The following is a 23,101-nucleotide window of genomic DNA, read 5'->3' as shown; positions in this document are numbered from 1 at the left end:
CACTCCTATGGGGCTCCCACACACACCTCAGGCGTCGGACATGTGGGTGCGCAGGCGGTGCAGCCTCAGGGCGAGCTGGATCTCCAGTGCCCGCTCGGGCTCCTGCCAGTCGGCGCCGAGGAGCTGTCCGACCCGGTCGAGCCGCTGGGTCACCGTGTTGACGTGGATGTGCAGCGCGTCCGCCGTGCGGGACAACGAGCCGCCGACCCCGAAGTAGGCCGTCAACGTCTTGGTGAGGGCGGTCCCGCGCCGCGTGTCGTAGTCGAGGACCGGGCCGAGGGCCGAGGTGAGGAAGCCGGCGACGTCACGGCCCTCGCCGATCAGCAGGCCGACGAAGCCGAGCTCCTCCGCGCTCGCTCCGTCGCCCGCGCGCCCGAGTGAGATCAGCGCGTCGGCGCAGCGCTGGGCCTCGCGGTACGCGTCCGCGACCGACGCGGTGCTGCCCGACGCCGCTCCGGCCGTCGCCGGACGTCCCAGCGAGGCGCTCAGGTCGGCCGCGGCACGGCGCGCCATGAGACCCGGCTTGTCGCCGGGGAGCAGCAGGACGACCTCGTCGCCGCGTGCGGCGGCCAGGCCGTGCGCGATGGACGCCTGCGACGACGCCCAGAACGCGGCCCGCTCCCGCTGCCCGTCGTGCCGGGCGACGATCAGCACGTGCGGCGCGTCGAGGTCGACGCCGAGCCTGCGCGCGCGGTCGCGCAGACCGCCGAGGTCGGGCCGGGAGATGAGGTCGTCGAGCAGTTCGCCGCGCACCCTGCCCTCGGCCTCGGACACGCTGCGCCTGAACAGCAGCAACAGCGCGGTCACCAGGGCGGCCCGCTCAAGGATGCGCTGGTCGGCGTCGGAGACCGGGTTGTCGGTCCGCAACACCAGCGTGCACAACGGCGCCGCGCCGACGTCGACCGAGGCCACGAACGCGTCGCCTCTCTTGACCGTGCGGCCGAGCGCGCGCGACGACTGGGCGGCGTCGAAGACCCCCGCGTCCAGGTCGCCGGCCTGCCCGACGAGCGGACGGCCCTCGTCGTCGAGGACGGTCAGGCTGCCGCCGAGCACCTCGGTCACGACGGCCGCCACGTCCTCCACGCCCCCTCCGCGCAGGACGAGGCCGGTCATCCGGTCGTGGGCGTCCGCCGCCCGCTCGATGGCCTCGCTGTGCGCGCGGATGAGACCGTTCGCCTGGCTCAGCTCCGCCAGGGCGGCCCTGGTCTCCTGCAGCAGCCGGGCGTTGTCGATCGCGACGGCGGCGTGCGCGGCCAGCGAGACCAGCAGCGCCACCTCTTCCTGCAGGAACGGCCGGGCGCTGCGGTTGGCGGCGAACAGCACGCCGATCACCTGGGCGCCGATGCGGAGCGGAACGCCGAGGATGGCCACCAGGCCCTCCTCCTGCACCGCCTCGTCGATCGTGTTCGTGTGCCGGAACCGGGGGTCGTCGAAGTAGTCCGCCGTGTTGTACGGCATGCCCGTCTGCGCGACCAGGCCGCCGAGGCCCGCGCCCATGCCCAGCCGTACCCGCCGGAAGTGCGCGGAGATGGACCCGTCCGTGACCCGCATGTACGTGTCGCCGCGTTCGGGGTCGTTCAGCGTCATGTACGCGATGTCGGTGCCGAGCAGGAGCCGGGCACGGTGGACGATCGCCTCGAGCACGGCGTCGAGGTCGGTCAGCCCGGCGAGGTCGCTCGCCGTGTCGAACAGCGCGGAAAGCTCGGCCTCCCGCTTGGCCCTCCTGCGCAACATCGCACGGACCTTAAGCGCGGCGAACTTGGCCTGTTCGAGTTCGTCGATCGTCGCGGGGTCCGCGCCGGCCGCGCGCGCCTGCAGGACCGGCCCCTCGAACTCCACGGCCGAAGCCTCCCTGACCAGGAGTTCGAGGTAGACGTTCACGTCAGCGCGCGCTCCATCCTCCGTCGAGCGGGATCGACACCCCGGTGACGAACGACCCCTGCGGGCCGCAGAGGTAGGCCGCCATCTCGGCGACCTCGTCCGGCTCGATCAGCCGCTTGATCGCCGCGGGGGCGAGCATGACCTGCTCCACGACCTCGTCCTCGCTGATGCCGTGGGTCCGCGCCTGGTCGGCGATCTGGTTCTCCACGAGCGGCGTGCGGACGTAGGCGGGGTTGATGCAGTTGGACGTGACGCCGTGGGCCGCCCCCTCGAGCGCGATCACCTTCGAGAGGCCCTCCAGCGCGTGCTTGGCCGTCACGTAGGCCGACTTGTACGGCGAGGCCCGCAGGCCGTGGACGGAGGAGATGTTGACGATCCGTCCCCAGCCCCGCTGGTACATGCCGGGCAGTATGGCCCTGGCCAGCAGGAAGGGCGCCTCGACCATCACCTGGAGGATCTTCGAGAAGATCTCGGGAGGGAACTCCTCGATTGGCGCGACGTGCTGGAAACCCGCGTTGTTGACGACGATGTCGGCGGAGACCTCTCCGCCGAGCTGGTCCTCCCAGGTGGTGAGGAAGGCCGGATCGGACAGGTCGGCGACGAAGGGGACGCCGCCCACCTCCGCCGCGACCTGTTTCGCGGCGTCGCGGTTCACGTCCGCGACGATCACGTGCGCGCCGTCGCCGGCCAGCCGGCGGGCGCAGGCCCGGCCGATGCCGCTGCCCGCACCCGTCACCAGAGCGGTACGCCCATCAAGGCTCATGACGACTCACCCTAGGAATCGCGGCCGGTCCGGCCCATGGGGTCGGCAGACATAGATCGTCGCCTCCCTATGTGGGCCGGGTCATGGAGAGCACGTCGAGGATCTCGTCGAGTTGCGCCTCCGTCACCGTGCCGTCGGCGACGTGGCCGCGCTCGACGACGACCTGCCTGATCGTCTTGCGCTCCGCGAGCGCCTGCTTGGCGATCTTCGCGGCCTCCTCGTAGCCGAGGTACCGGTTCAAGGGGGTGACGATGGACGGGGACGACTCGGCGTACTCCCTGAGCCGGTCGGCGTTGGCGGTGATCCCGTTGACGCATCTGTCGGCCAGGAGGCGCGAGACGTTCGCCAGCAGCCGGATGGACTCCAGCACGTTGCGCGCCATGACCGGGAGCATCACGTTGAGCTCGAACGCCCCGGAGGCGCCCGCCATCGCGATGGTCGCGTCGTTGCCGACGACCTGCGCGGCCACCATCGTGACCGCCTCGGGGATGACCGGGTTCACCTTGCCCGGCATGATCGAGGAACCGGGCTGGAGGTCGGGGAGGTTGATCTCGCCCAGGCCGGCGCGCGGGCCGGAGCCCATCCACCGGAGATCGTTGGCGATCTTGTTGAGGGAGACCGCGATCACCCGCAGCACGCCCGAGAGCTCCACCAGCCCGTCACGGGCGCCCTGCGCCTCGAAGTGGTTCCTGGCCTCGGTGAACGGCAGGCCGGTGATGCGGCTCAGCTCCGCGATGACGGTGGCCGCCCAGTCCGGGGCGGGGACGTTGATGCCGGTGCCGACCGCCGTGCCGCCGAGGGGGAGTTCGGCGAGGCGCGGGATCACGCCCTGCAACCGCTCGATCCCCAGCTCGATCTGGGTGGCGTAGCCGCCGAACTCCTGGCCCAGCGTGACGGGCGTCGCGTCCATGAGGTGCGTGCGGCCCGACTTGACCACATCGGCGAACTCCGACTCCTTCTGCTCCAGCGCCGAGGCGAGGTGCTCGAGCGCGGGGGTCAGGTCGTGTGCGACCGCCGTGGTGGCGGCCACGTGGATCGAGGAGGGGAACACGTCGTTGGACGACTGGGCCGCGTTGACGTGGTCGTTCGGATGGACGGGCCGTCCCAGCCGCTCCTCGGCGAGCGTGGCGACGACCTCGTTGGCGTTCATGTTGGAGGAGGTGCCCGAGCCCGTCTGGAAGACGTCGACGGGGAACTGGTCGTTCCAGCGTCCCGCTGCGACCTCGTCCGCGGCGTCCTTGATGGCCGCGGCCAGGTCCTTGTCGATGACTCCGTACTCGGCGTTGACCGCGGCGCAGGCCGCCTTGATCCGTCCGAGTGCGGAGATGTGCGCGGGCTCGAGCCCGCGGCCCGAGATGGGGAAGTTCTCCACGGCCCGCTGGGTCTGCGCCCGCCATTTCGCGTGGGAGGGGACCCGCACCTCGCCCATGGAGTCGTGCTCGATCCGGAAATCGTCCATGCGTCCAGTCCTATCAAGTGCCGCCGGGACCGGCGGCGAAGGCCGCCACCGCCACGGCGGCGAGCACGATGAAGGCGACGAGCGCGATCGCGAGCACCGTGAGGACGCGTGTCCTGCCGTCCGTCCGCGGTTCGGTGGGCTCGCCTCTCATCGCGAACAGGTCGGTGCCGAGCCCGCGGTCATCCGGCGAGGCCGGCGGCACGGGTACGGGCGGCGGGCCGGGGACCTGCGGCGGCCTCGGCGCGACGGGGCCCCCACCCGGTCCGGGTACGGCGGGCCCGGACCTGACGGGGCCCGGCACGGCGGATCCGGGTGCTCCGGCACCCGGCATGGGGCCCGCGGCCGGGCCGGGCACGGGGGGTCGCCGTGCGGCCGGCGGAGGGGCGTGGCGCGGCTCCGGAGGCCGGGCGGCGGGCCGGCCCTGGGGGAGGCCCGAGTCCTCCCGCGGCAGGGGACGGCCGGGCACCCTTCCTGGGACCGTCGTCTCGTGTTCGGGCGGACCCGCCGAGCCGCCTCGGGCGGGCGCGGGTCCCGGCGGCGGGGAGGACGCCGGTGGAGCGGGCGGCGGTGAGGCCGGGGAGGCGGACGACGGAGCCGACGGAGCCGCCGGCGGCGGAGAGGCGGGCCTGGATCCGGGAGCACCGATCGGAGGCCGCTTGATCACCATCGTCCCCTCGTCGTCCGCGCGCCGCGGCGCGGGACGCTGGGCGGAGGGCGACGGGGAGGGCGGAGCCGTGCGGGGAGCCCCTGAGGGCGCCGCAGAGGGCTGGGCCCGGCCCGAAGGGGTCTCGGCCACCGCCCGTAACATCGAGGCCGCCCTGTCGGGCGTCAGCCGCGTGGTGTGGTCCTTGTCGAGTAGCCCGTCGAGCACGGAACGCAGCGGGCCGGCCTGCGTGGGCGGATCGGCGGTCTCCGTCATGAGCGCCGCGAGCGTCTCCTGGACCGTCCCCCGTTCGTAGGCGGGCCGTCCCTCGACGGCGAAGTACAACGTCGCGCCGAGTGACCACATGTCCGACTCGGGGCCGGTGTAGTCGCCTCTGGCCCTCTCCGGCGCGGTGTATCCCGGTGACCCGATGACCATGCCGGTCCGGGTCAGCGGGCTGTCGCCCGGCGCCTTGGCGATGCCGAAGTCGGTCAGGACGACCCGGCCCGCGTCGGTCAGCAACACGTTGCCGGGCTTCACGTCGCGGTGGAGGATGTTCTGGGCGTGCGCGGCCCGCAACGCGCCCAGCAGGTCGTAGCCGATCTGGGCGACGAGCCGGGGCGGCAGCGGGCCCTCCTCGTCGATCACCTGCTCGAGCGAGCGCCCCTCGATCAGCTCCATGACGATCCAGGGACTGCCGTCCACCTCGATGGCGTCGTGGATCGTGGCGACGGACGGGTGGCGCACCCGGGCCGCGATGCGGCCCTCGCGGATCATGCGTTCCCGCAGCTCCTCGCGCTGGGTGCGGTTGAGCGTCGAGTCCTGGCGGATCTGCTTGACCGCCACGATCCGTGCGAGCGAGTGGTCGTAGGCGCGCCAGACGGTGCCCATCGTGCCCCGGCCGATCGGCGTGATCAGCTCGTACCGACCGGCGATCAGCCGCTGTTGCTGTTCCGGCATATTAAGAAAGATAGCGATTCTCGGTTGAGCGGCGCTTTCCGGTCACTTGAGTTTCTTCGGCCGGTAGCGGCGCGGCAGCACCATGACGATGACCTGGACCAGCCGCTGGATCACCGGAACGCCGACGCCATGGTGCCTGGCGGGCCCGCTGGGCTTGCGGTGGACTCCCTCGGACGGGCGGCGCGGACTCTGCGGGTGGCTCCTGGTCTGGTGCGGACCCGAGTCCTGCGGGTCCCGCGGGTAGCTCCGCGGGGCCACGCGCGGCGCGGGCCGGGGCTCGGCCCGGTGCTGTCCCCGGTGCTGGGGCTTGCGCGAGGCGCCGGGAAGCGCGGCCGGAGCCGGAGCCGGGCCCGCGGGGCGGACCGGCCGGTGCTGCTGCGGCAGGTTCAGCTCGTCGCCTCTCCCGCCGGCGGCGATCCTGGCGAGCAGCACCGCGGCGCGTACGGCGTCGAGCCGGGCGGCCGGGTCGATCTGGAGCAGTCCGCGAAGGACCGGAGCGAGCGGTCCCGCCCGCTCCATGGGGATCGGCGCACCGCTGGTGAGGGCCGCGAGGGCGGCGGCGGCCGAACGGCGGCCGTGCAGGCCGCGACCCTCGACCGCGGTGTAGAGCGTCGCCCCGAGCGACCACAGGTCGGCCGCGGGGCTGGCCTTGTCGCCCAGGACCCGCTCGGGCGCGATGTAACCGGCCGAGCCGAGCACGATGCCCGCCTGCGTGAGGGAGACGTCACCCTCAAGCGCGGCCAGCCCGAAGTCGGTCAGCACGGCCCGGTCCTCGGTCACGAGCACGTTGCTGGGCTTCACGTCACGGTGGAGGATGCCCTTGGCGTGGACGGCGCGCAGCGCGCCTAGCACCTGCCTGCCGATCTCCGCCACCCGGCGCGGGTCGAGCGGGCCCTCCTGCTTGATGATCTCCTCGAGGGACTGGGCCTTGAGCAGCTCCATGACGATCCACGGGCGCTCGTCCTCGGTGACGACGTCGAACACCGTGATGACGGAGGGATGGGCCACCTTGGCGGTGGCCCGGCCCTCACGTTCGGTGCGCGCGCACAACTCGGCGCGCAGGTCCTCGTCGAGGACCATGGGCAGCCGGACTTCCTTGACAGCCACGTCGCGGTCGAGAAGCTCGTCGCGCGCACGCCAAACCGTGCCCATGCCGCCGCGGCCGACCGGCTCCACGAGCCGGTAGCGCGCGGCTAACTGGTATCCGGACGGCGCACGCATGGGTGGCAGCTTACCGATTCGTGCCACATGACCTGTAGAGACCATGCCGGGAAATTGTTGAGATCTTCTGTCAAATGTTCTGACTTGCCGATCGCAGGTCAGCGCCGGCCGATGGTAAGGACGGGACCGGTGGTGTCGGCGAAGAAGTCGCCACCCTTGTCGTCTACGACGACGAACGCGGGGAAGTCGACCACTTCGATCTTCCAGACCGCCTCCATGCCGAGCTCCGGGTATTCCAGGACCTCCACCTTCGTGATGCAGTCCTGCGCCAGCCGGGCCGCGGGGCCGCCGATCGAGCCGAGGTAGAAGCCGCCGTGCGTCCGGCACGCGTCGGTGACCTGCTTGGACCTGTTGCCCTTGGCCAGCATCACCATGGACCCGCCCGCGGCCTGGAACCGCTCGACGTAGGAGTCCATGCGCCCGGCCGTGGTCGGCCCGAACGACCCGGAGGCGTATCCCTCGGGCGTCTTGGCCGGTCCCGCGTAGTAGACGGCGTGGTCCTTGAGGTACTGCGGCATCTCGCCGCCCTGGTCGAGCAGTTCGGCGATCTTCGCGTGGGCGATGTCGCGCGCCACGACGAGCGGACCGGTCAGGGACAGCCGCGTCTTCACCGGATACTTCGTGAGCTCGGCGAGGATCTCGGACATCGGCCGGTTGAGGTCGACCCGCACCACGTCGTCGGACAGGTGCTCGTCGGTCGTGTCGGGGAGGAACCGCGCCGGGTCGGTCTCCAACTGCTCGAGGAAGACGCCCTCAGGAGTGATCTTGGCGAGGGCCTGCCGGTCGGCGCTGCAGCTGACCGCGATCGCGACGGGGCAGGACGCGCCGTGCCTGGGCAGCCGGATCACCCGGACGTCGTGGCAGAAGTACTTGCCGCCGAACTGGGCGCCGATGCCGAGCTTCTGGGTGAGCTCGAAGACCTTCTTCTCCATCTCGAGGTCGCGGAAGCCGTGGCCGCTCGGGGAGCCCTCCGTCGGGATGGAGTCCAGATACCGCGCGGAGGCGTACTTGGCGGTCTTGAGCGCGAACTCGGCGCTGGTCCCGCCCACCACGATCGCCAGATGGTACGGCGGGCAGGCGGCGGTGCCGAGGGACCGGATCTTCTCCTCGAGGAACTGGAGCATCCGCTTCTCGTTCAGGACGGCCTTGGTCTCCTGGTAGAGGAACGACTTGTTGGCCGAGCCGCCGCCCTTGGCCATGAACAGCAGCTTGTACTCGTCCGGATGCCCCGCCGGGTCCTCGGCGTACAGCTCGATCTGGGCGGGCAGGTTGTCGCCCGTGTTCTTCTCGTCCCACATGGTCAGCGGGGCCATCTGGGAGTAACGCAGGTTCAGCCTGGTGTAGGCGTCGTAGACGCCGCGGCTGATGTGCTCGGCGTCCTGCCCGTCGGTGAGGACGTGCCTGCCGCGCTTGCCCATCACGATCGCCGTGCCGGTGTCCTGGCACATCGGCAGGACGCCGCCGGCCGAGATGCTCGCGTTCTTCAGCAGGTCGAGCGCCACGAAGCGGTCGTTCCCGCTCGACTCGGGGTCGTCGACGATCTTCCGCAGCTGGGCGAGGTGGGACGAGCGGAGATAGTGCGAGATGTCGTGGACCGCGGTCTCGGTGAGCAGGCGCAGCGCCTCGGGATCGACCTCCAGGAACCTCCGTCCCGCGGCCTCGGTGACGCGCACCCCCTCGGTCGTGATCAGGCGGTATTCGGTCTCGTCGGGGCCCAGCGGCAGCAGGTCGGTGTAGTCGAACTCGGGCATCCTCGGTCCCTTGCGTCATCGCGTTTTCCCCACAGCGTACGGCGCTGCCGACGCGGGTCCGCTTCGCCCTGGTTTTGATCCAATTTATAGGTCAATAGAGGCATAAAACGAGATAATTGGTACAGAGGGCCACGAGGAGGAGGCCATGGGGACCGCAGTCCTGATAATGATCTTCTTCAGCGCGGGGATCATGGTCGCGCTGGCGTTCTCGCTGCTCGCGATCGTGCTGCACGAGATCCGCGACGAGCGTTCGAACCGGTCGTCCGAAGTCCGAGCGAGATCCCGGCGATGACGACGGCCGCGCCGGCGAGGTCCGCCCCCGACGGCAGGCCGAGGCCGAGGATCATCGAGGTGCTGATCGCGCCGACCGGGATCATCCCGGCGAACAGTCCGGCGCGGTCGGCGCCGAGCCGGGGGAGCGCGTCGTACCAGAGGAAGAACGCCACCGTCGTCACGATGAGCGACAGGTAGCCCAGTCCCAGCGCCTCGGGGACCGTCGGGGTCCTGATCATGGCATGCCCGTCCACGGCGAACCCGATGACCAGCAGGAACGGGACGGCGAGCGCCGTCGAGTAGGCCGACACCCGGATAGGGCCCAGCGAGGGCAGCAGCGGCAGAGCCAGGAGCGAGAAGCACACCTCGCAGGCGAGCGCGCCCAGCGACCACATCAGGCCGGCCAGGTTGCCGCTGCCGAACCCCGTCGCGAGCAGGGCTCCGCCGACCACGATCAGGGCCGCGAGCATCACTCGGGGCGAGGGGCGCGACGGCCCCGGCCCGCTGACCCATGGGCCGAGGAGCGCGAGTGCCAGCGGCACCGTCGCGAGGACGGTCCCCGCGAGCGCGGGACTCGACGCCCTGGTCGCCTCGATCACGCACACGTTGAAGATCACCAGCCCGGTCAGGGACAGGCCGCAGAGCAGTCCCCAGGCGGACGGCCCCAGCCTGGCCTGCCGTACGGGGCCGCGGGCCCGGGCGACGGCGAGCAGGATCACGGCGGCGAGCGCGTAGCGCAGGGCCTGGCCGCCGTAGAGGGGGTAGCCGGCGATGAGCCCGGAGACGCCGGCCAGCGTGCCCACCATGAACATCGCCGTCGCCGCGCCCGCCGCCGCGGGCATGGTCGCGCGACGGGGATTGGTCTCGATGAGGGAAGTCACGTGTGGAGATGTTAGGAAGCCAATGGTTCACTGAACGGGTCCAATCGGGCCGTGGAATCGAGTACCAATGGCCGATCTGCATCTCGCCCTCGACCGGAGCGCGGGCGGGCTCGCCGGACAGGTCGCCCGCGAGCTGAGAGAGTCGATCCGCTCGGGGCGCCTGGCCCAGGGCACCCGCCTCCCCGCCAGCAGGGACCTCGCACGGGATCTCGGGCTGTCGCGCGGCGTCGTGGTCGAGGCGTACGAGCAACTGGTCGCTGAGGGCTTCCTCGAGGCGAGGGTCGGCGCGGGCACCCGGGTGGCGGCCGCGCCCAGTCAGCCCTCCGGAGCCGCCGGAGACGGCCCCGAGCCCGCCGCGCCGTACTACGGGCACCGGCCGACCTCTCCCGACCTGGCGGCGTTCCCGCGGCAGGCGTGGCTCGCGGCGATCAGGCACGTGCTGACCACGATGCCCAACGACGCGTTCGACTACGGCGACCCCGGCGGCGTCCCCGCGCTGCGCGAGCAGTTGGCGCCCTATCTGCGCCGCGTGCGCGCCGCGGACGCGACTCCGGAGAACCTGGTGATCGTCACCGGCATGGCGCAGGGGCTCAGCCTGGTCGTCCGCGTCCTGGCGGAGAGGGCGGGCCGCAGGGTGGCCCTCGCCGTCGAGGACCCGACGAGCCCGCGACAGCTTCCGCTGCTGGCACGCGCGGGGGCCGACCTGATCCCGGTGCCCGTCGACGAGGAGGGCATGGTGGCCGAGGAACTGGCGAGGACGGGCGCCGAGGCCGTCCTCCTCACGCCCGCGCACCAGTACCCGACGGGAGTCGTCCTGTCGCCCCGCCGCAGGGCCGAGCTGATCGCATGGGCGTCGCGGACCGGGGCGCTGATCCTGGAGGACGACTACGACGCCGACTTCCGGTTCGACCGGGAGCCCGTGGGCTGCCTGCAGGGGCTCGCCCCCGACCGGGTCGTCCTGGCGGGCAGCGTCAGCAAGTCGCTCGCCCCCGGGCTGCGGCTCGGCTGGCTGGCTGCGCCGCCGCACATCGCCGGTTCCGTACGGCGGGCCAGGGGCGAACTCGACCTCGGCTCGCCCGTCATCGACCAGCACGTGCTCGCCCACCTCGTCGCGTCGGGCGGCTACGACAGGCACCTGCGCCGCATGCGCAGGGAGTACCGGGTGCGCAGGGACGCACTGGTGGACGCCCTCGCCGAGCATCTCCCGGAGATCACGGTGCACGGCATATCCGCCGGGCTCCACCTCTACGCCGAACTGCCGGACGGCCGGCAGGAGGCCGTCGCCGAGGCGGCGAGGACCGCCGGCCTGAGCGTGGAGCCGGTGACCTGGGAGGGGGCGCGCAGGAGGCCCCCGGCGCTCGTCATCGGGTTCGCGCGGTTGCCCGCCCACCGCATCCTGCGGGCGGTCGAGGAGGCCGCCGAGCGCGTCGGATGACCCGTGAGGCGGAAGGCGCGCCCGGGGCGGATCGGCCGCCCCGAACGCGGGCCCGTCTCGGGCCCGTCTCGGGCCCGTCTCAGGGCCAGTCTCAGGGGGCCGCGGGCGCCGCCTCGGCGGGAGCCGTACGAGGCTGGAATCCCCGGGCGAGCAGGATGATGACGGCGGCGAGCACCAGCGGCGCGGTGAACGCGATCCGGTAGTCGGAGGCGTCCGCGATGCCGCCGACCAGGGCCGCGCCGACGATGAAGCCCACGTAGTTGAACATGTTGACCCTCGCGATCGCCACGCCCGTCCCCGCCGGGTCCAGGCGGCCGGCGGCCGAGAACGACTGGGGCGCGACGACCGACAGGCCGATCCCGGTGAGCGCGAAACCGGCGATGGCCAGCGGCTCCGACGGTGCGAGCACGATCGCGACGAAGCCGAGCGTGGCCACAGCGCCGCCGAGCCGGACGATCATGGCGGGCCCCCACTTGCGGACGGCGAGGTCGCCGCCGATCCGCACGACGAACGTGGTGGCCTGGTAGGCGCCTAGCGCCAAAGGCACCACCGCCGCCGACGCGTGCATGATCTTGTCCATGAAGACGGAGCCGAAGTTGGAGATCGACGCGTCGCCCACGTAGAGGAAGGCCATCGCGAGGCAGAGCGGGATGATCGCCTTCCACGGGACGCCCGGCCCCGCCTCTGTGGCCGCCACCTCCACGTGCTCCTCCTCCGGCGTGCAGAGCCAGGTGGAGGCGATCAGGGAGATGACCACGGCGGGGGCCAGGGCGATCGCGAACGTCACGGGCAGGCTGAGATCCATGCCGCCGGCGGCCGATGCCCACAGGGCGCCGATGACCGCCGCCGCGCTCCACAGGGCGTGGAAGCCCGTCAGGATGGGCCGGCCGTACCGGCGCTCGACGGTGACGCCCTGCATGTTCATCCCGGCGTCGACCCCGCCGAGGCTGAGCCCGAACAGGACGTTGGCCGCCACGAGCGACGGGACGTTGGGGGCGGCGCCGGCCAGGACGACCGCCACGCACGCGAGCGGCTGGACGAACCTGAGGATCCAGCGGCTGCCGAACCGGGTCGCGAGACTCCCCGCGACCACGCTGCCGATTCCCGCGATGACCGGGACCACGAGCAGCAGGATCGACAGTTCGCCGTCAGTCAGTCCATGTCTGTTCTGAAGTGCGGAGACCTGGGTGAGCAGGGTGGCGAACGTGAGGCCCTGGACGAAGAAGACGGCGAAAGTGGCGAGGCGTGCCTGCCGGTCGCGAGGTTGGGGCACCGAGGCCTCCGCGAACATGAGGGGGGTTCAAGTTCCGTCAGATTAGGAGTCGTGGACCATGTGGTCAATGGTCGGGTGATCGACCCGACGAATCGGTTTAGTCTCGAAGATGTGAGCAGCGAGTCACGCGAGTCCCGGCTGAACAACCTCCTGTCCGCCCTCATCGCCGCGCGGAGCCCGCAGACGGCTCCCACGGAGGACCTGCGGGCCTCCGACGCGGACCGGGAGCGGGTGATCGCCGTCCTGACGGACGCGGTGACCGACGGCAGGCTGAGCCATCCCGAGCACGAGGAGCGGGTCGCGCAGGCCTACGCCGCCCGGACGCTCGGCGACCTCGCCGCGCTGACCGTGGATCTCCTGCCTCCGGACGACCAGCCGCTGCGCATGGACGGCCGCCCGTTGACGGCCTTCTTCCGCAGCGAAACCCGTGGCGGCCGCTGGGTCGTCCCCTCACACGTCCCCGTGACGTCCCTGGGCGGCCGGGTCACCATGGACCTGTGCGAGGCCCTGCTCCAGTCACGCCGGGTCGTGGTCCAGCTCGCGGTCATGGCCGGCACGGTCACGCTGATCGTCCCCGAGGGGGTGCGCATCGTGACCGCTCCGTCGGCACGGGTGGGCTCCGTTCGCGACGAGGTACGGCTGCCGCCCGGCGCGACCGGACACGCGCCGGACGCGCCCGTCATCGAACTGGCGGGATTCGTGCTGGGCGGCAAGGTCGTCGCCAAGTCGCCGCGGCGCCCCAAAAAGGGCCTCTTCCGCCGGACCTGACGCCCGCCCTCCGCCCCCGGACCGCGGCGTTCCTTCTTGGGCCGCCGCGATCGTCAGACCGGCGCGTCCTCAGACGGCCGTGTCGAAGTTGATCGCGCTGTAGGCCCCGAGCTTCCACAGCCGGTGCTCGCTCTCGATCTTGCGGATGGTGCCGGACCGGCCCCGCATGACCAGCGAGTTCGTCACGGCGGCCCCGCCCTTGAACCGCACGCCGTACATCAGCTCGCCGTCGGTGATCCCGCTCGCCGCGAAGAACACGTCGTCGGAGCGGACCAGGTCGTCGGTCGTCAGCACCTGGTTGAGGTCGAGCCCGGCGTCGAGGGCCTTGGCGCGCTCCTGGTCGTCACGGGGCCACAGCTTGCCCTGGATGACCCCGCCCAGGCACTTCAGGGCGCAGGCCGCCACGATGCCCTCCGGGGTGCCGCCGACGCCGAGCATCAGGTCGACGCCGGTCCCGGCGCGGGCCGCCATGATCGCGCCCGCCACGTCGCCGTCGGTGATGAACCGGATCCGCGCCCCGGTCTCCCTGATCTCCTTGACGATGCCCTCGTGCCGGGGCCGGTCGAGGATGACGACCGTCACGTCGGACGGCTTGCCGCCCTTGGCCTTGGCCACCGCCTTGACGTTGGCCGCGACGGGCGCCTCGATGTCGACCTTGTCGGCGGCCTCCGGGCCCGTGACCAGCTTCTCCATGTAGAAGACCGCGGACGGGTCGTACATCGAGCCGCGCTCTCCCACGGCGATGACGGAGATCGCGTTGTTCATGCCGAGGGCGCACAGCCGGGTGCCGTCGATGGGGTCGACCGCCACGTCGCATTCGGGTCCGGTGCCGTCGCCCACCTCCTCGCCGTTGAACAACATGGGCGCGTTGTCCTTCTCGCCCTCGCCGATCACCACCACGCCTCGCATGGAGACCGTGTTGATCAGTTGGCGCATCGCGTTGACGGCGGCGCCGTCGGCCCCGTTCTTGTCCCCGCGGCCCACCCAGCGGGCGGCGGCCATCGCGGCGGCCTCGGTCACCCGTACAAGTTCGAGTGCCAGGTTTCGGTCGGGTGCGTGCTCGCCCGTCGCCAGGGCGGCCGGTACGTGGTCGGACATCGATCCCCTTCCCGTCTACGAGAGATCGTAGTTCCCCCGACCCCGCTTTGTCCGATTGGTCTGGACCTGTCGTCGCAGGTGAAGGGCCATTTGGTCCGGGAGTGCCCCAGGGGAGGCGGGGCGGGATATCGTCGCCGTCATGAGCAGCGACACCGAGCGAACGGTAACAGTGCGCACGTCAGAGCGTGGAGCCGCCACGCGGGGTGCGCTTCTCGACGCCGCCAGGGAGATTTTCGTCACAAGCGGCTTCGCCGAGGCCGGTGTGACCGAGGTGGTGGCGCGTGCCGGAGCGAGCGTGGGCAGCCTCTACCACCATTTCTCGGGCAAGGCCGACCTCTATCTGACGCTCTTCGAGGAGTTCCAGCACCGTCAGACCCAGCGGACCCGGCAGGCGGTCCAGGACGCCCGGGCGGCCGGGGAGAACGGGCCGATGCCCCTGTTCCTCGCCGGAGCGCGGGCCTACCTCGACGGCTGCCTCGCGGAGCGCGACCTCGCCGCCCTCTTCCTGCGGGGTGACGCCCCACCCGGGTTCGAGGTCATCATGCGTGATCGGCTCCGCCAGTGGGCCCGGCGGACGGCGGCGCTGTTCGAACACGAGGACACCCTGGTCATCGTGGTCACCGGCGCCCTTTCCGCCGTCGTCCAGGAGGTCACTCTCTCCGAGGATCCCGAGGCCGCCCGCAAGCTGGCCGAGGACGCTCTGCTCATCATCGCCCGCACGACCGGGTAATCTGCCGTCACGTGGGACGATTCACTCAGGGTTTCTACGGCTACGCGTTCGCCCTGTTCGTTTGCCTCGCCGCGGTCGGGCTGTTCCTGCTCGTCACGCCGCAGAGCGGGACGCAGCACGTGCCGAGGGTCGACTACTCGATCGACCAGGCCAACGCCGTCCGCGCCGCGTCGTATCCCGTCGAGGCGCCCCGGCAGGTCCCGCAGAACTGGGTGCCCAACAGCTCTACGCTCACCCAGGACGGGTCCACCGTCACCTGGCGGCTGGGCTTCGCCACCGGCAAGCAGATGCACGCCCTGGTCGCCCAGAGCAACGAGCAGCCCCCGGTCGATTTCGCCAACCGGATGGCCAACACCGACAAGGTCACGGGAAGCCGTCAGATCAACGGCACGGCCTGGCAGGAGCGGTTCCGCTCCGACAAGAACCAGCGATCTCTCGTGCAGATCCAGCCGACCCACGCGGTGGTCGTCACCGGCTCGGCCGACTGGCAGGAGCTGACGGATCTGGCCGCCTCGCTCACGCCCCAGACCCGGCCCGCCGCGGCCGGCTGAGCCGCCGCACGCCTCGCTCCCCGGCCTGGCCTGGCTGAGGCACCGCACGCCTGGCTCGCTCCCTGGCCCGCCGCGCCGAGGCGCCGCCCGTCAGAAGGGCGCCTCGTCGGATCCGTTCGCCTGGGGCTCCTGGCGCTGCGCCATCGCGGCGGCGAGCTTCACTCGGGCGCCCTGCAGCCACTCCTCGCAGAGCGCGGCCAGCTTCTCGCCGCGCTCCCAGAGCTCGATGGACTGCTCCAGCGTGAGCCCGCCCGTTTCCAGCCGGCGCACGACCTCGGTCAGCTCTTCCCGGGCCTGCTCGTACGACGGCGTCTGCTTGTCCTCAGCCACGTCCCCCACCCTAGAGGCCATCGCGCTTCGGAATGTTGAGTGTCCGATATGGGCATAAAACTGCATATTTGAACGTTTTTCAGTTAGCACGGCTAACCACTACGACGAAGTCGGGGGACTCGACGATGTGTGGAATCAGCGGCTGGGTCGACTATGAGCGAGATCTCCAGCAGGCACGGGGGACGGCGCAGGCCATGGTGGACACGATGGCCTGCCGAGGGCCGGACGCCGAAGGGCTGTGGCTCTCTCCGAACGCCGCCCTCGGTCACCGGCGTCTCGCGATCATCGACATCGAGGGCGGCCGCCAACCCATGATCGCCGAGCAGGACGGCCGGCCGATCGCCGTCCTGACCTACAGCGGCGAGGCGTACAACTTCCACGAGCTGCGCGACGAGCTCAAGCAGCGGGGCCACCGTTTCCGCACCGCCAGCGACACCGAGGTCGTCCTCGAGGCGTACCTGGAATGGGGCGAGGACTTCGTCACCCGACTCAACGGCATGTACGCCTTCGCCATCTGGGACACCCGGCGCGAGGAACTGCTGCTGGTCCGCGACCGGATGGGCATCAAGCCCCTGTACTACTACCCGACCCCCACCGGTGTGCTCTTCGGGTCGGAGCCCAAGGCGATCCTGGCCAACCCGCTGGTGCGGCCGGTGGTCGACGCCGACGGGCTGCGTGAGCTGCTCGCCTTCGTCAAGACGCCGGAGAACGCCGTCTTCCGCGGCATGTACGAGGTGCGCCCGGGCCAGATCGTCCGGATCCGCCGCGGGGGACTGAGCAAGCGGCGCTACTGGCAGCTGGAGGCGCGTGAACACACCGACGACCTGGAGACCACGGTCAGGACCGTCCGCGAGCTCCTGGACGACATCATCACCCGCCAGCTCATCTCCGACGTCCCGCTGTGCACGCTCCTGTCCGGCGGGCTCGACTCCAGCGCCGTGACCGCGCTCGCCGCGCGGGCGCTGGAAGGCGACGGCAAGGTCCGGTCCTTCTCTGTCGACTTCACCGGATACGCCGAGAACTTCAAGCCCGACGAGATGCGTGACACGCCGGACACCCCCTACGTGCACGACCTCGTGCGGCACGTCGGCTCACAACACGCGGACATCATCCTCGACTCGGCCGATCTCATGGACCCGGCCGTGCGGGACGCCGTACTGCGGGCGCGTGACCTGCCCATCGGCATCGGCGACATGGACACCTCGCTCTACCTGCTCTTCAAGGCGATCAGGGGCCACTCGACCGTCGCCCTGTCCGGAGAGTCTGCCGACGAGGTGTTCGGCGGGTACAGGTGGTTCCACGACCCCGAGGCCGTCAACGCCGGCACGTTCCCGTGGCTGGCGGGCGTGGGCCTCGCCGGGCACACCAGCAGGGGGCACTTCCTCGAGGAGCAGCTGCTGCGCAAGCTCGACATCCCCGCCTACCGCGCCGACAGCTACCAGCAGGCGATGGCCGAGGTGCCGGTGCTTCCCGGCGAGACGGGCCTGGAACGGCGCATGCGGGAGATCAGCTACCTGCACCTCACCCGGTTCGTCCAGATCCTGCTCGACCGCAAGGACCGCATGAGCATGGCCGTCGGGCTCGAGGTCAGGGTGCCGTTCTGCGATCACCGGCTGGTCGACTACGTCTTCAACGCTCCGTGGAGCATGAAGACCTTCGACGGCCGGGAGAAGAGCCTTCTGCGGGCGGCCACGGGGGACGTCCTGCCGGTGTCGGTGCGCGACCGCGTCAAGAGCCCCTACCCGTCGACGCAGGATCCCAGCTACGAGCTGGCCCTGCGAGCGGAGACCGCACGGCTGCTCGACGGCGGAGGGTTCGCCGCCGAGCCTCTGGTCGACACCGCCAGGGTGCGGGCCATCCTCGCCGAGCCGGTGGCCGCCACCAGCCTCCAGGGCCCCAGGGCCGCGCTGGAGGGGCTGCTCCAGTTCAACTCCTGGCTGGAGGACTACGGGACGCGGATCGTCGTCTGAGGCGTCAGTCCCTGGCGACGACGGTCACCCGGTCGTCGGAGAAGCGGACCGTCAGCTCGTCGCCGGGCTTCACGTCGCGGGCCAGCCGTACCACCTCGCCGGAGGCGCGCTGCGCGATCGCGTAGCCGCGCTCCAGCGTGGCGGCCGGCGACAGCGCGACGAGCCGGGCGCGCAGGTGCTCGAGCGAGTCGGACGAGCGGTCGAGGGACGAGGTGAGGCAGCGCCTGGACCGCTCGCGCAGCGCGTCCACCTGCTCGGCCCGGCGGTCCAGCTCCCGGACCGGATCGGCCAGCGAGGGCCGGGAGCGGACCGAGGCCAGCCACGACAGCTCCCGCTCGACCCAGCCGCCGACGACGCGGCGGCCGCGATCCCTGAGCTGGCGGACCAGCGTCAGCTGCTCGCCGACGTCGGGGACGACCTTCTTCGCCGCGTCGGTCGGGGTCGAGGCCCGCACATCGGCCACGAGGTCCAGCAGGGGGCTGTCCTGCTCGTGGCCGATGGCGCTGACGACGGGCGTACGGCATGCGGCGACCGCGCGCACCAGCGACTCGTCGGAGAAGGGCAACAGGTCCTCGAGCGAGCCGCCGCCGCGGGCGACGATGATGACGTCGACCTCCCGGTCGGAGTCGAGCCTGCTCAGCGCGTCCGTGACCTCGCCGACGGCGTACGGCCCCTGGACGGCCACCGCCTCTACCTTGAACCGGACGGCCGGCCAGCGGCGGCGGGCGTTCTCCAGGACGTCGCGCTCCGCGGCGGAGTCCCGCCCGCAGATCAGGCCGATCGTGGACGGCAGGAACGGCAGCCGTCTCTTGCGGTCCACGTTGAACAGGCCCTCACCGGCGAGGACCTGGCGGAGCCGTTCCAGCCTGGCCAGCAGCTCCCCGATGCCGACCGGCCGTATCTCCGTCGCGGTGAACGAGAACGAGCCCTTGTTGACCCAGAAGTCCGGCTTGACGTGCATGACCACTCGTGCGCCGTCCACCGGCCGGGGCACGCTCGCCTCGTAGACCGTCCGTGTGCATGTGACCCGCGCGGAGACGTTGGCCACCGGGTCGCGCAGGGTCAGGAACACCGTGCCGCCGCGGGCGGTCAGTTCGGTGATCTGTCCCTCGACCCAGATGGTGCCCAGCTTGCCGATCCACTGGGCGACCATCTGCAGCACCGACCTGATCGGGAGCGGTGCCTCCGGTGACGTCTTCGCGGTCACATGTGCTCCTAGGGCTGGGCTTCGAGCTTGGCCAGGCGGTTCTCGTACAGGCGGACGACCTCGGCGCGGGCCGCGTTGGCCTGCTCGTAGGCGAGCAGGTTCCGGACCTGGTCGATCGACTGGCCCCGGAGCCTCGCGCGAAGTGACGCGATCGTCAGCTCACCGTAGCCGGGCAGCGGTTCCCCCGTGGTGTCGACTCCGCCGCCCGTCGCGGTCTCGTCCGCCGTCTTCGCAGCGCTCTTCGCCGTGGTCTTGGCCGCGGTCCCGGTCTTGGCCGCGGTCTTGGGCGTGGTCTTGGCGGCGGGTTTGGCGGTGGTCTTCGTGGCCGGCTTCGCGGTGGTCCTGGTCCCCGCCGCCGCGCCGCTCCTGGGGGCGCGCTTGGCCGCCGTCTTGGGGGCGGCCTCGGCCGTCACCGGTGTCTCGGCCTTCACCGGAGCCTCAGCAGCGGTCTCGGCCGCCTCGGCCACGACCGGCTCGGTCTCGGCTGCGACCGGCTCGGCCTCGGCCACGGGGGCCTCGGCCGTGGCCGCCGCCTTCTCGGTCTCGGCGGACGGAGCCTTGGGGCTCTCCTGCCGCGGCGCGTAGATCACCGGCTCGCGGCGAGCGGGCTTGGCCTCCTCGGACGGGGCGGCGGACTCCTCGCGCGCGGCCGAGGGCTCGGCGGTCGCGGAGCTCGGGGTCTCTGCCGTCTCCTTCTCCTCGGACGTCGTCATCCTCTTGAGCGTCGACCGGACGCGGTCACTGAGGAGCAGCGCGTGTCCGACGCTGCTCAGAGCGCTCTGGAGAACGTTGACGGGCAGGTCCTTGGCCTTGTCGCGGAGCTGGTCGCGGCGATGCAGAGCGTCGCGCAGTGGTTTGGTGATGGTTCTAAGGACGGACATCGCTGCTCCTGGGGAGATATTTCAGTGGACGTCCAGTCTTGCAAGACCGGAGTCAATAGGTGGCTGGCCTTCCACATAGCATAGGAACATGGATTCAGAGACCCCTCGGGCCCGCCGTGTCCTGCTCGCCAAGCCTCGTGGCTACTGCGCTGGAGTGGACCGTGCCGTCGAGGCGGTCGAAAGGGCGCTCGACCAGTACGGGGCGCCCATCTACGTGCGCAAGCAGATCGTCCACAACACCCATGTGGTGAAGCGCCTGGAGGGCAGGGGCGCGGTGTTCGTCGAGGACACCGAGCAGGTCCCCGAAGGTGCGATCGTGGTGTTCTCGGCCCACGGCGTGGCTCCGAGCGTCCACCAGGAGGCCGCTGACCGGCGTCTCAAGACCATCGACGCCACCTGCCCGCTGGTGACCAAGGTCCACAACGAGGCGAAGCGCTTCGCGGCGAAGGACTACGACATCCTGCTCATCGGCCACGAGGGCCACGAGGAGGTCGAGGGGACCGCGGGAGAGGCGCCGCAGCACATCCAGCTCGTCGACGGGCTCGACGGCGTGGAGGGCGTCGAGATCCGCGACCCCGAGAAGGTGGTCTGGCTCTCCCAGACGACCTTGTCGGTCGACGAGACCACGGAGACCGTCAACCGGCTGCGCGGGCGCTTCCCCAACCTGATCGACCCGCCGAGCGACGACATCTGCTACGCCACGTCGAACCGGCAGACGGCCGTGAAGGAGATCGCCGCGGAGTCCGACCTGGTCATCGTGGTCGGCTCCACCAACTCCTCCAACTCCAAGCGGCTGGTCGAGGTGGCCAAGGACTACGGCGCCGGAGCCTCCTACCTCGTCGACGATGCCTCGTTCGTCCAGGAGGAGTGGCTCGACGGCGTGACCACCGTCGGCGTCACGAGCGGTGCGTCCGTCCCCGAGGAACTGGTGGACGGCGTGCTCGCGCGGCTCGCGGAGTCCGGCTTCGGCGACGTGCAGGAGGTCGAGTCCGTCAAGGAGAGCATGCGGTTCGCCCTGCCCCACGAGCTGAGGCGCGATCTGCGCTCCGCCTGATCCCGAGTTCCAGCGGCTCTGACCGGCCCGGTCCGGGGCCCTGCCCGGGGTCGTTCGGTGGCGGGCTCAGTCGTCGCCGGTCTTGCCGTACACCCGGGGTTCGAAGTAGCCCTCCGGCTCGGGCGCGTAGGCCTGCTCGCTGCTCTCCCGCTGCTTGGGGATGCCCGGGGTCCTGGCGGCGAGGTCCTGCCGGAGATCGCGCACGTTGTCGGGCAGGCCCCGGGGCCATGCGATGCCCAGCGCCAGGGCCGAGCCGCCGAACAGCCAGGGCGCTCCCGACGAGAACGCGGTGAACAGGCCGAGGCCGAGCGTCTGCAGCATCGAGTCGGCCCCGATCGACCGGATGAGTTCGACGAACGTCGTGGCCGCGAAGAAGACCAGCGGCGGGGTGACGACCATCGGCAGCAGGTCACGGGGCTGCACGAGAAGGGCGGCAGCCACGCAACCGGCGACGAACGCCGGTCCGGGGAAGGAGACGACCTGCCCCAGGAACGTGACGATGAAGAGCAGTGCGACGGCGCCACGGGCCGTCAGCTTGAGCCTTGCCTGATCGGTGCCTGTCATGAGCCCCCCTTACGACAAGTCTCGCGTCAATTTACCGTTCTGGCGCGGGAATGGAGGGTGGCTTACCTGCTCTTCACCATCCACTTCCGGTATCCCGACGAGGCGGGGGACCTCCTCGACGAGTTCGGGCGGATTGAGCGTGGTGCTCACGAGACCGAGGTCGTTCATCTTGCGCGCGCTGACGAACACTCGGTTCTCCAGCGACCCCACCGTCTGGTTGTAGGCGACGACCGCCCTCGACAGCGCCTTGCCCATGCCGTCGACGTGCCTGCCGAGGTTGCCCAGCCGCTCGTACAGCTCCTTGCCGAGGTCGAAGACCGCCCGGGCGTTCTCGCTCAGGGCCGCCTGCTGCCAGGCGTACTGGGCGGTGCGGAGCATCGTGATCAGTGTGGTCGGGGTCGCTATGTGCACGCGCCGTTTCATCGCGTACTCGAGCAGCGCGGGATCGCGCTCGAGCGCGGGCGCGAGGAAGGCCTCGCCGGGGATGAACAGCACCATGAACTCGGGTGACGGGCTGAACGCCTGCCAGTAGGTCTTGGCGGCCAGCCGGTCCACGTGGTCGCGGAGGTGGCGGGCGTGCGCGTCGAGCCGTGCCGAGGCCAGATCGGGGTCGGTGGCCTCCGCGGCCTCCAGATAGGCCGCCAGGGACACCTTGGAGTCGACGATGATGTTCTTGCCGCCGCTGAGCCGTACGACCATGTCGGGACGGACGAGCCCGTCCCTTGTCGCGGCGCTCACCTGCTCGTCGAAGTCGCAGAACCTGGCCATGCCGGCGATCTCGGCGACGCGGCGCAGCTGGAGCTCTCCCCACCGGCCGCGCGCCTCGGGCCGCTGAAGGGCCCGAACGAGGGCCGTGGTCTGCGTCTTGAGCTGCTCGGAGCTCGACCTGACGAACTCCATCTGCTTGCTCAGCTCGGCGCGGGCGGCCCGGGATCCCGACTCGGTCTCCCTGAGCTGTTCCTCGACCCTCGCCAGCGTCTCCCTGAGCGGCGCGACCAGTCCCTCGACGGCCTGGCGTCGCTGGTCGAGGTCGCCGGCGGCCTCGGCCCGCGTGGTGTTGAGCCGGTTCTCCGCGAGTTCGAGGAAGCGGAGGTTGGCGACGTCGAGCGCCCGCGCGGACAGGGCCTGGAACTTCTCGGGAAGCTGGGAGTCGACGTAGGCCATCCGCTCCTCTGCCGCCTGCGCCCGGGCCTGGGCCTGGGCCAGCTTGACGGCGGAATCGGCGGCCTCACGCGCCGTACGGCTCCGCCCGAGCGTGAAGCCGACCACGAGCCCGGTGAGGAGCCCCACGGCCAGCCAGAGTGCGAGAGCCATGACATCCACGGTGTGGATGATCCCAGGTTGTCCCTTCCATGACGTGGAGGCGCGCGCATCCGGGCGCGCCCGCGGGCACGCTGGAGCGCTGATG

The 23,101-nt window shown here is 71.1% G+C and carries 20 protein-coding genes; 6 read left to right on the top strand and 14 right to left on the bottom strand.

Annotated elements, in window-relative coordinates:
- Positions 1-27: 27 nt before the first annotated feature.
- The 7 genes from Pka01_RS16670 to Pka01_RS16640 all read right to left on the bottom strand — a co-directional run bounded on the left by Pka01_RS16670 (position 28) and on the right by Pka01_RS16640 (position 9,832).
- Positions 28-1,881, bottom strand: coding sequence for a helix-turn-helix domain-containing protein (locus tag Pka01_RS16670; protein WP_239115054.1), 1,854 nt, complete (start codon positions 1,879-1,881; stop codon positions 28-30).
- 1 nt (position 1,882) lies between these two features.
- On the bottom strand, positions 1,883-2,644 hold the full coding sequence (locus Pka01_RS16665; protein WP_203883666.1) for a 3-hydroxybutyrate dehydrogenase: 762 nt from the start codon (positions 2,642-2,644) through the stop codon (positions 1,883-1,885).
- 67 nt (positions 2,645-2,711) lie between these two features.
- Complete coding sequence (locus Pka01_RS16660) at positions 2,712-4,103, bottom strand: class II fumarate hydratase (RefSeq protein WP_203883665.1); 1,392 nt, start codon at positions 4,101-4,103, stop codon at positions 2,712-2,714.
- Positions 4,104-4,116: 13 nt separating this feature from the next.
- Complete coding sequence (locus tag Pka01_RS16655) at positions 4,117-5,706, bottom strand: serine/threonine-protein kinase (protein ID WP_203883664.1); 1,590 nt, start codon at positions 5,704-5,706, stop codon at positions 4,117-4,119.
- A gap of 42 nt (positions 5,707-5,748) precedes the next feature.
- The gene (locus Pka01_RS16650) at positions 5,749-6,927 is read right to left on the bottom strand and encodes a serine/threonine-protein kinase (protein ID WP_203883663.1); all 1,179 of its coding nucleotides are present in this window, start codon (positions 6,925-6,927) and stop codon (positions 5,749-5,751) included.
- Between the two features lie 98 nt (positions 6,928-7,025).
- Positions 7,026-8,678 (bottom strand): fumarate hydratase, encoded by a 1,653-nt coding sequence (locus Pka01_RS16645; RefSeq protein WP_203883662.1) that lies wholly within the window; start codon positions 8,676-8,678, stop codon positions 7,026-7,028.
- A gap of 188 nt (positions 8,679-8,866) precedes the next feature.
- Entirely contained in the window at positions 8,867-9,832 is a 966-nt protein-coding gene (locus tag Pka01_RS16640; RefSeq protein WP_239115053.1) for a DMT family transporter, read from the bottom strand.
- A 67-nt stretch (positions 9,833-9,899) separates the two neighbouring features.
- On the opposite strand from Pka01_RS16640, the gene pdxR reads away from it, so the two are divergent.
- Positions 9,900-11,267, top strand: a complete 1,368-nt coding sequence (gene pdxR, locus Pka01_RS16635; RefSeq protein WP_203883661.1) for a MocR-like pyridoxine biosynthesis transcription factor PdxR — start codon at positions 9,900-9,902, stop codon at positions 11,265-11,267.
- 91 nt (positions 11,268-11,358) lie between these two features.
- On the opposite strand, the gene Pka01_RS16630 is transcribed toward pdxR, so the two are convergent.
- Positions 11,359-12,540 (bottom strand): MFS transporter, encoded by a 1,182-nt coding sequence (locus Pka01_RS16630; RefSeq protein ID WP_203883660.1) that lies wholly within the window; start codon positions 12,538-12,540, stop codon positions 11,359-11,361.
- Between the two features lie 111 nt (positions 12,541-12,651).
- Here Pka01_RS16630 and Pka01_RS16625 point away from each other — a divergent pair, with 111 nt between their 5' ends.
- Entirely contained in the window at positions 12,652-13,308 is a 657-nt protein-coding gene (locus tag Pka01_RS16625) for a DUF1707 SHOCT-like domain-containing protein (RefSeq protein ID WP_239115052.1), read from the top strand.
- A 69-nt stretch (positions 13,309-13,377) separates the two neighbouring features.
- Here Pka01_RS16625 and glpX read toward each other — a convergent pair whose 3' ends face one another.
- Entirely contained in the window at positions 13,378-14,406 is a 1,029-nt protein-coding gene (gene glpX, locus Pka01_RS16620; protein WP_203883658.1) for a class II fructose-bisphosphatase, read from the bottom strand.
- A 139-nt stretch (positions 14,407-14,545) separates the two neighbouring features.
- On the opposite strand from glpX, the gene Pka01_RS16615 reads away from it, so the two are divergent.
- Positions 14,546-15,136: a TetR/AcrR family transcriptional regulator gene (locus Pka01_RS16615; protein ID WP_203883657.1), complete on the top strand. Its 591-nt coding sequence runs from the start codon at positions 14,546-14,548 to the stop codon at positions 15,134-15,136.
- Positions 15,137-15,147: 11 nt separating this feature from the next.
- On the top strand, positions 15,148-15,687 hold the full coding sequence (locus tag Pka01_RS16610; RefSeq protein ID WP_203883656.1) for a DUF4245 domain-containing protein: 540 nt from the start codon (positions 15,148-15,150) through the stop codon (positions 15,685-15,687).
- A 90-nt stretch (positions 15,688-15,777) separates the two neighbouring features.
- Here Pka01_RS16610 and Pka01_RS16605 read toward each other — a convergent pair whose 3' ends face one another.
- Entirely contained in the window at positions 15,778-16,038 is a 261-nt protein-coding gene (locus Pka01_RS16605; RefSeq protein WP_203883655.1) for an exodeoxyribonuclease VII small subunit, read from the bottom strand.
- Between the two features lie 104 nt (positions 16,039-16,142).
- Here Pka01_RS16605 and asnB point away from each other — a divergent pair, with 104 nt between their 5' ends.
- Positions 16,143-17,987: an asparagine synthase (glutamine-hydrolyzing) gene (gene asnB, locus Pka01_RS16600; protein ID WP_203883654.1), complete on the top strand. Its 1,845-nt coding sequence runs from the start codon at positions 16,143-16,145 to the stop codon at positions 17,985-17,987.
- Between the two features lie 4 nt (positions 17,988-17,991).
- Here asnB and xseA read toward each other — a convergent pair whose 3' ends face one another.
- Positions 17,992-19,194, bottom strand: a complete 1,203-nt coding sequence (xseA, locus tag Pka01_RS16595; RefSeq protein WP_203883653.1) for an exodeoxyribonuclease VII large subunit — start codon at positions 19,192-19,194, stop codon at positions 17,992-17,994.
- 8 nt (positions 19,195-19,202) lie between these two features.
- Positions 19,203-20,075, bottom strand: coding sequence for a DUF8129 domain-containing protein (locus Pka01_RS16590; RefSeq protein ID WP_203883652.1), 873 nt, complete (start codon positions 20,073-20,075; stop codon positions 19,203-19,205).
- An 88-nt stretch (positions 20,076-20,163) separates the two neighbouring features.
- Between Pka01_RS16590 and Pka01_RS16585 the strand changes: the two genes are divergently transcribed.
- Complete coding sequence (locus Pka01_RS16585; RefSeq protein ID WP_203883651.1) at positions 20,164-21,129, top strand: 4-hydroxy-3-methylbut-2-enyl diphosphate reductase; 966 nt, start codon at positions 20,164-20,166, stop codon at positions 21,127-21,129.
- Between the two features lie 66 nt (positions 21,130-21,195).
- Here the strand turns inward: Pka01_RS16585 and Pka01_RS16580 are convergent, their stop codons facing one another.
- Together Pka01_RS16580 and Pka01_RS16575 are read right to left on the bottom strand one after the other, a co-directional pair.
- Entirely contained in the window at positions 21,196-21,693 is a 498-nt protein-coding gene (locus tag Pka01_RS16580) for a DUF6542 domain-containing protein (RefSeq protein WP_203883650.1), read from the bottom strand.
- 9 nt (positions 21,694-21,702) lie between these two features.
- Positions 21,703-23,007: a DNA recombination protein RmuC gene (locus tag Pka01_RS16575; RefSeq protein ID WP_373318155.1), complete on the bottom strand. Its 1,305-nt coding sequence runs from the start codon at positions 23,005-23,007 to the stop codon at positions 21,703-21,705.
- Positions 23,008-23,101 lie beyond the last annotated feature (94 nt).

This window comes from Planotetraspora kaengkrachanensis (assembly GCF_016862895.1).
Classification (GTDB): domain Bacteria; phylum Actinomycetota; class Actinomycetes; order Streptosporangiales; family Streptosporangiaceae; genus Planotetraspora; species Planotetraspora kaengkrachanensis.
Note: the sequence above shows the minus strand (reverse complement) of the source record. Positions and strands in the feature narration are given on the sequence as shown.

Coding starts and splice junctions, on each gene's coding strand:
- Pka01_RS16590 (WP_203883652.1), bottom strand. CDS start 20,075: ATGTCCGTCCTTAGAACCATCACCAAACCACTGCGCGACGCTCTGCAT.
- Pka01_RS16580 (WP_203883650.1), bottom strand. CDS start 21,693: ATGACAGGCACCGATCAGGCAAGGCTCAAGCTGACGGCCCGTGGCGCC.
- Pka01_RS16575 (WP_373318155.1), bottom strand. CDS start 23,007: ATGGCTCTCGCACTCTGGCTGGCCGTGGGGCTCCTCACCGGGCTCGTG.
- Pka01_RS16615 (WP_203883657.1), top strand. CDS start 14,546: ATGAGCAGCGACACCGAGCGAACGGTAACAGTGCGCACGTCAGAGCGT.
- Pka01_RS16645 (WP_203883662.1), bottom strand. CDS start 8,678: ATGCCCGAGTTCGACTACACCGACCTGCTGCCGCTGGGCCCCGACGAG.
- Pka01_RS16605 (WP_203883655.1), bottom strand. CDS start 16,038: ATGGCCTCTAGGGTGGGGGACGTGGCTGAGGACAAGCAGACGCCGTCG.
- Pka01_RS16660 (WP_203883665.1), bottom strand. CDS start 4,103: ATGGACGATTTCCGGATCGAGCACGACTCCATGGGCGAGGTGCGGGTC.
- pdxR (WP_203883661.1), top strand. CDS start 9,900: ATGGCCGATCTGCATCTCGCCCTCGACCGGAGCGCGGGCGGGCTCGCC.
- Pka01_RS16665 (WP_203883666.1), bottom strand. CDS start 2,644: ATGAGCCTTGATGGGCGTACCGCTCTGGTGACGGGTGCGGGCAGCGGC.
- glpX (WP_203883658.1), bottom strand. CDS start 14,406: ATGTCCGACCACGTACCGGCCGCCCTGGCGACGGGCGAGCACGCACCC.
- Pka01_RS16650 (WP_203883663.1), bottom strand. CDS start 6,927: ATGCGTGCGCCGTCCGGATACCAGTTAGCCGCGCGCTACCGGCTCGTG.
- asnB (WP_203883654.1), top strand. CDS start 16,143: ATGTGTGGAATCAGCGGCTGGGTCGACTATGAGCGAGATCTCCAGCAG.
- Pka01_RS16585 (WP_203883651.1), top strand. CDS start 20,164: ATGGATTCAGAGACCCCTCGGGCCCGCCGTGTCCTGCTCGCCAAGCCT.
- Pka01_RS16655 (WP_203883664.1), bottom strand. CDS start 5,706: ATGCCGGAACAGCAACAGCGGCTGATCGCCGGTCGGTACGAGCTGATC.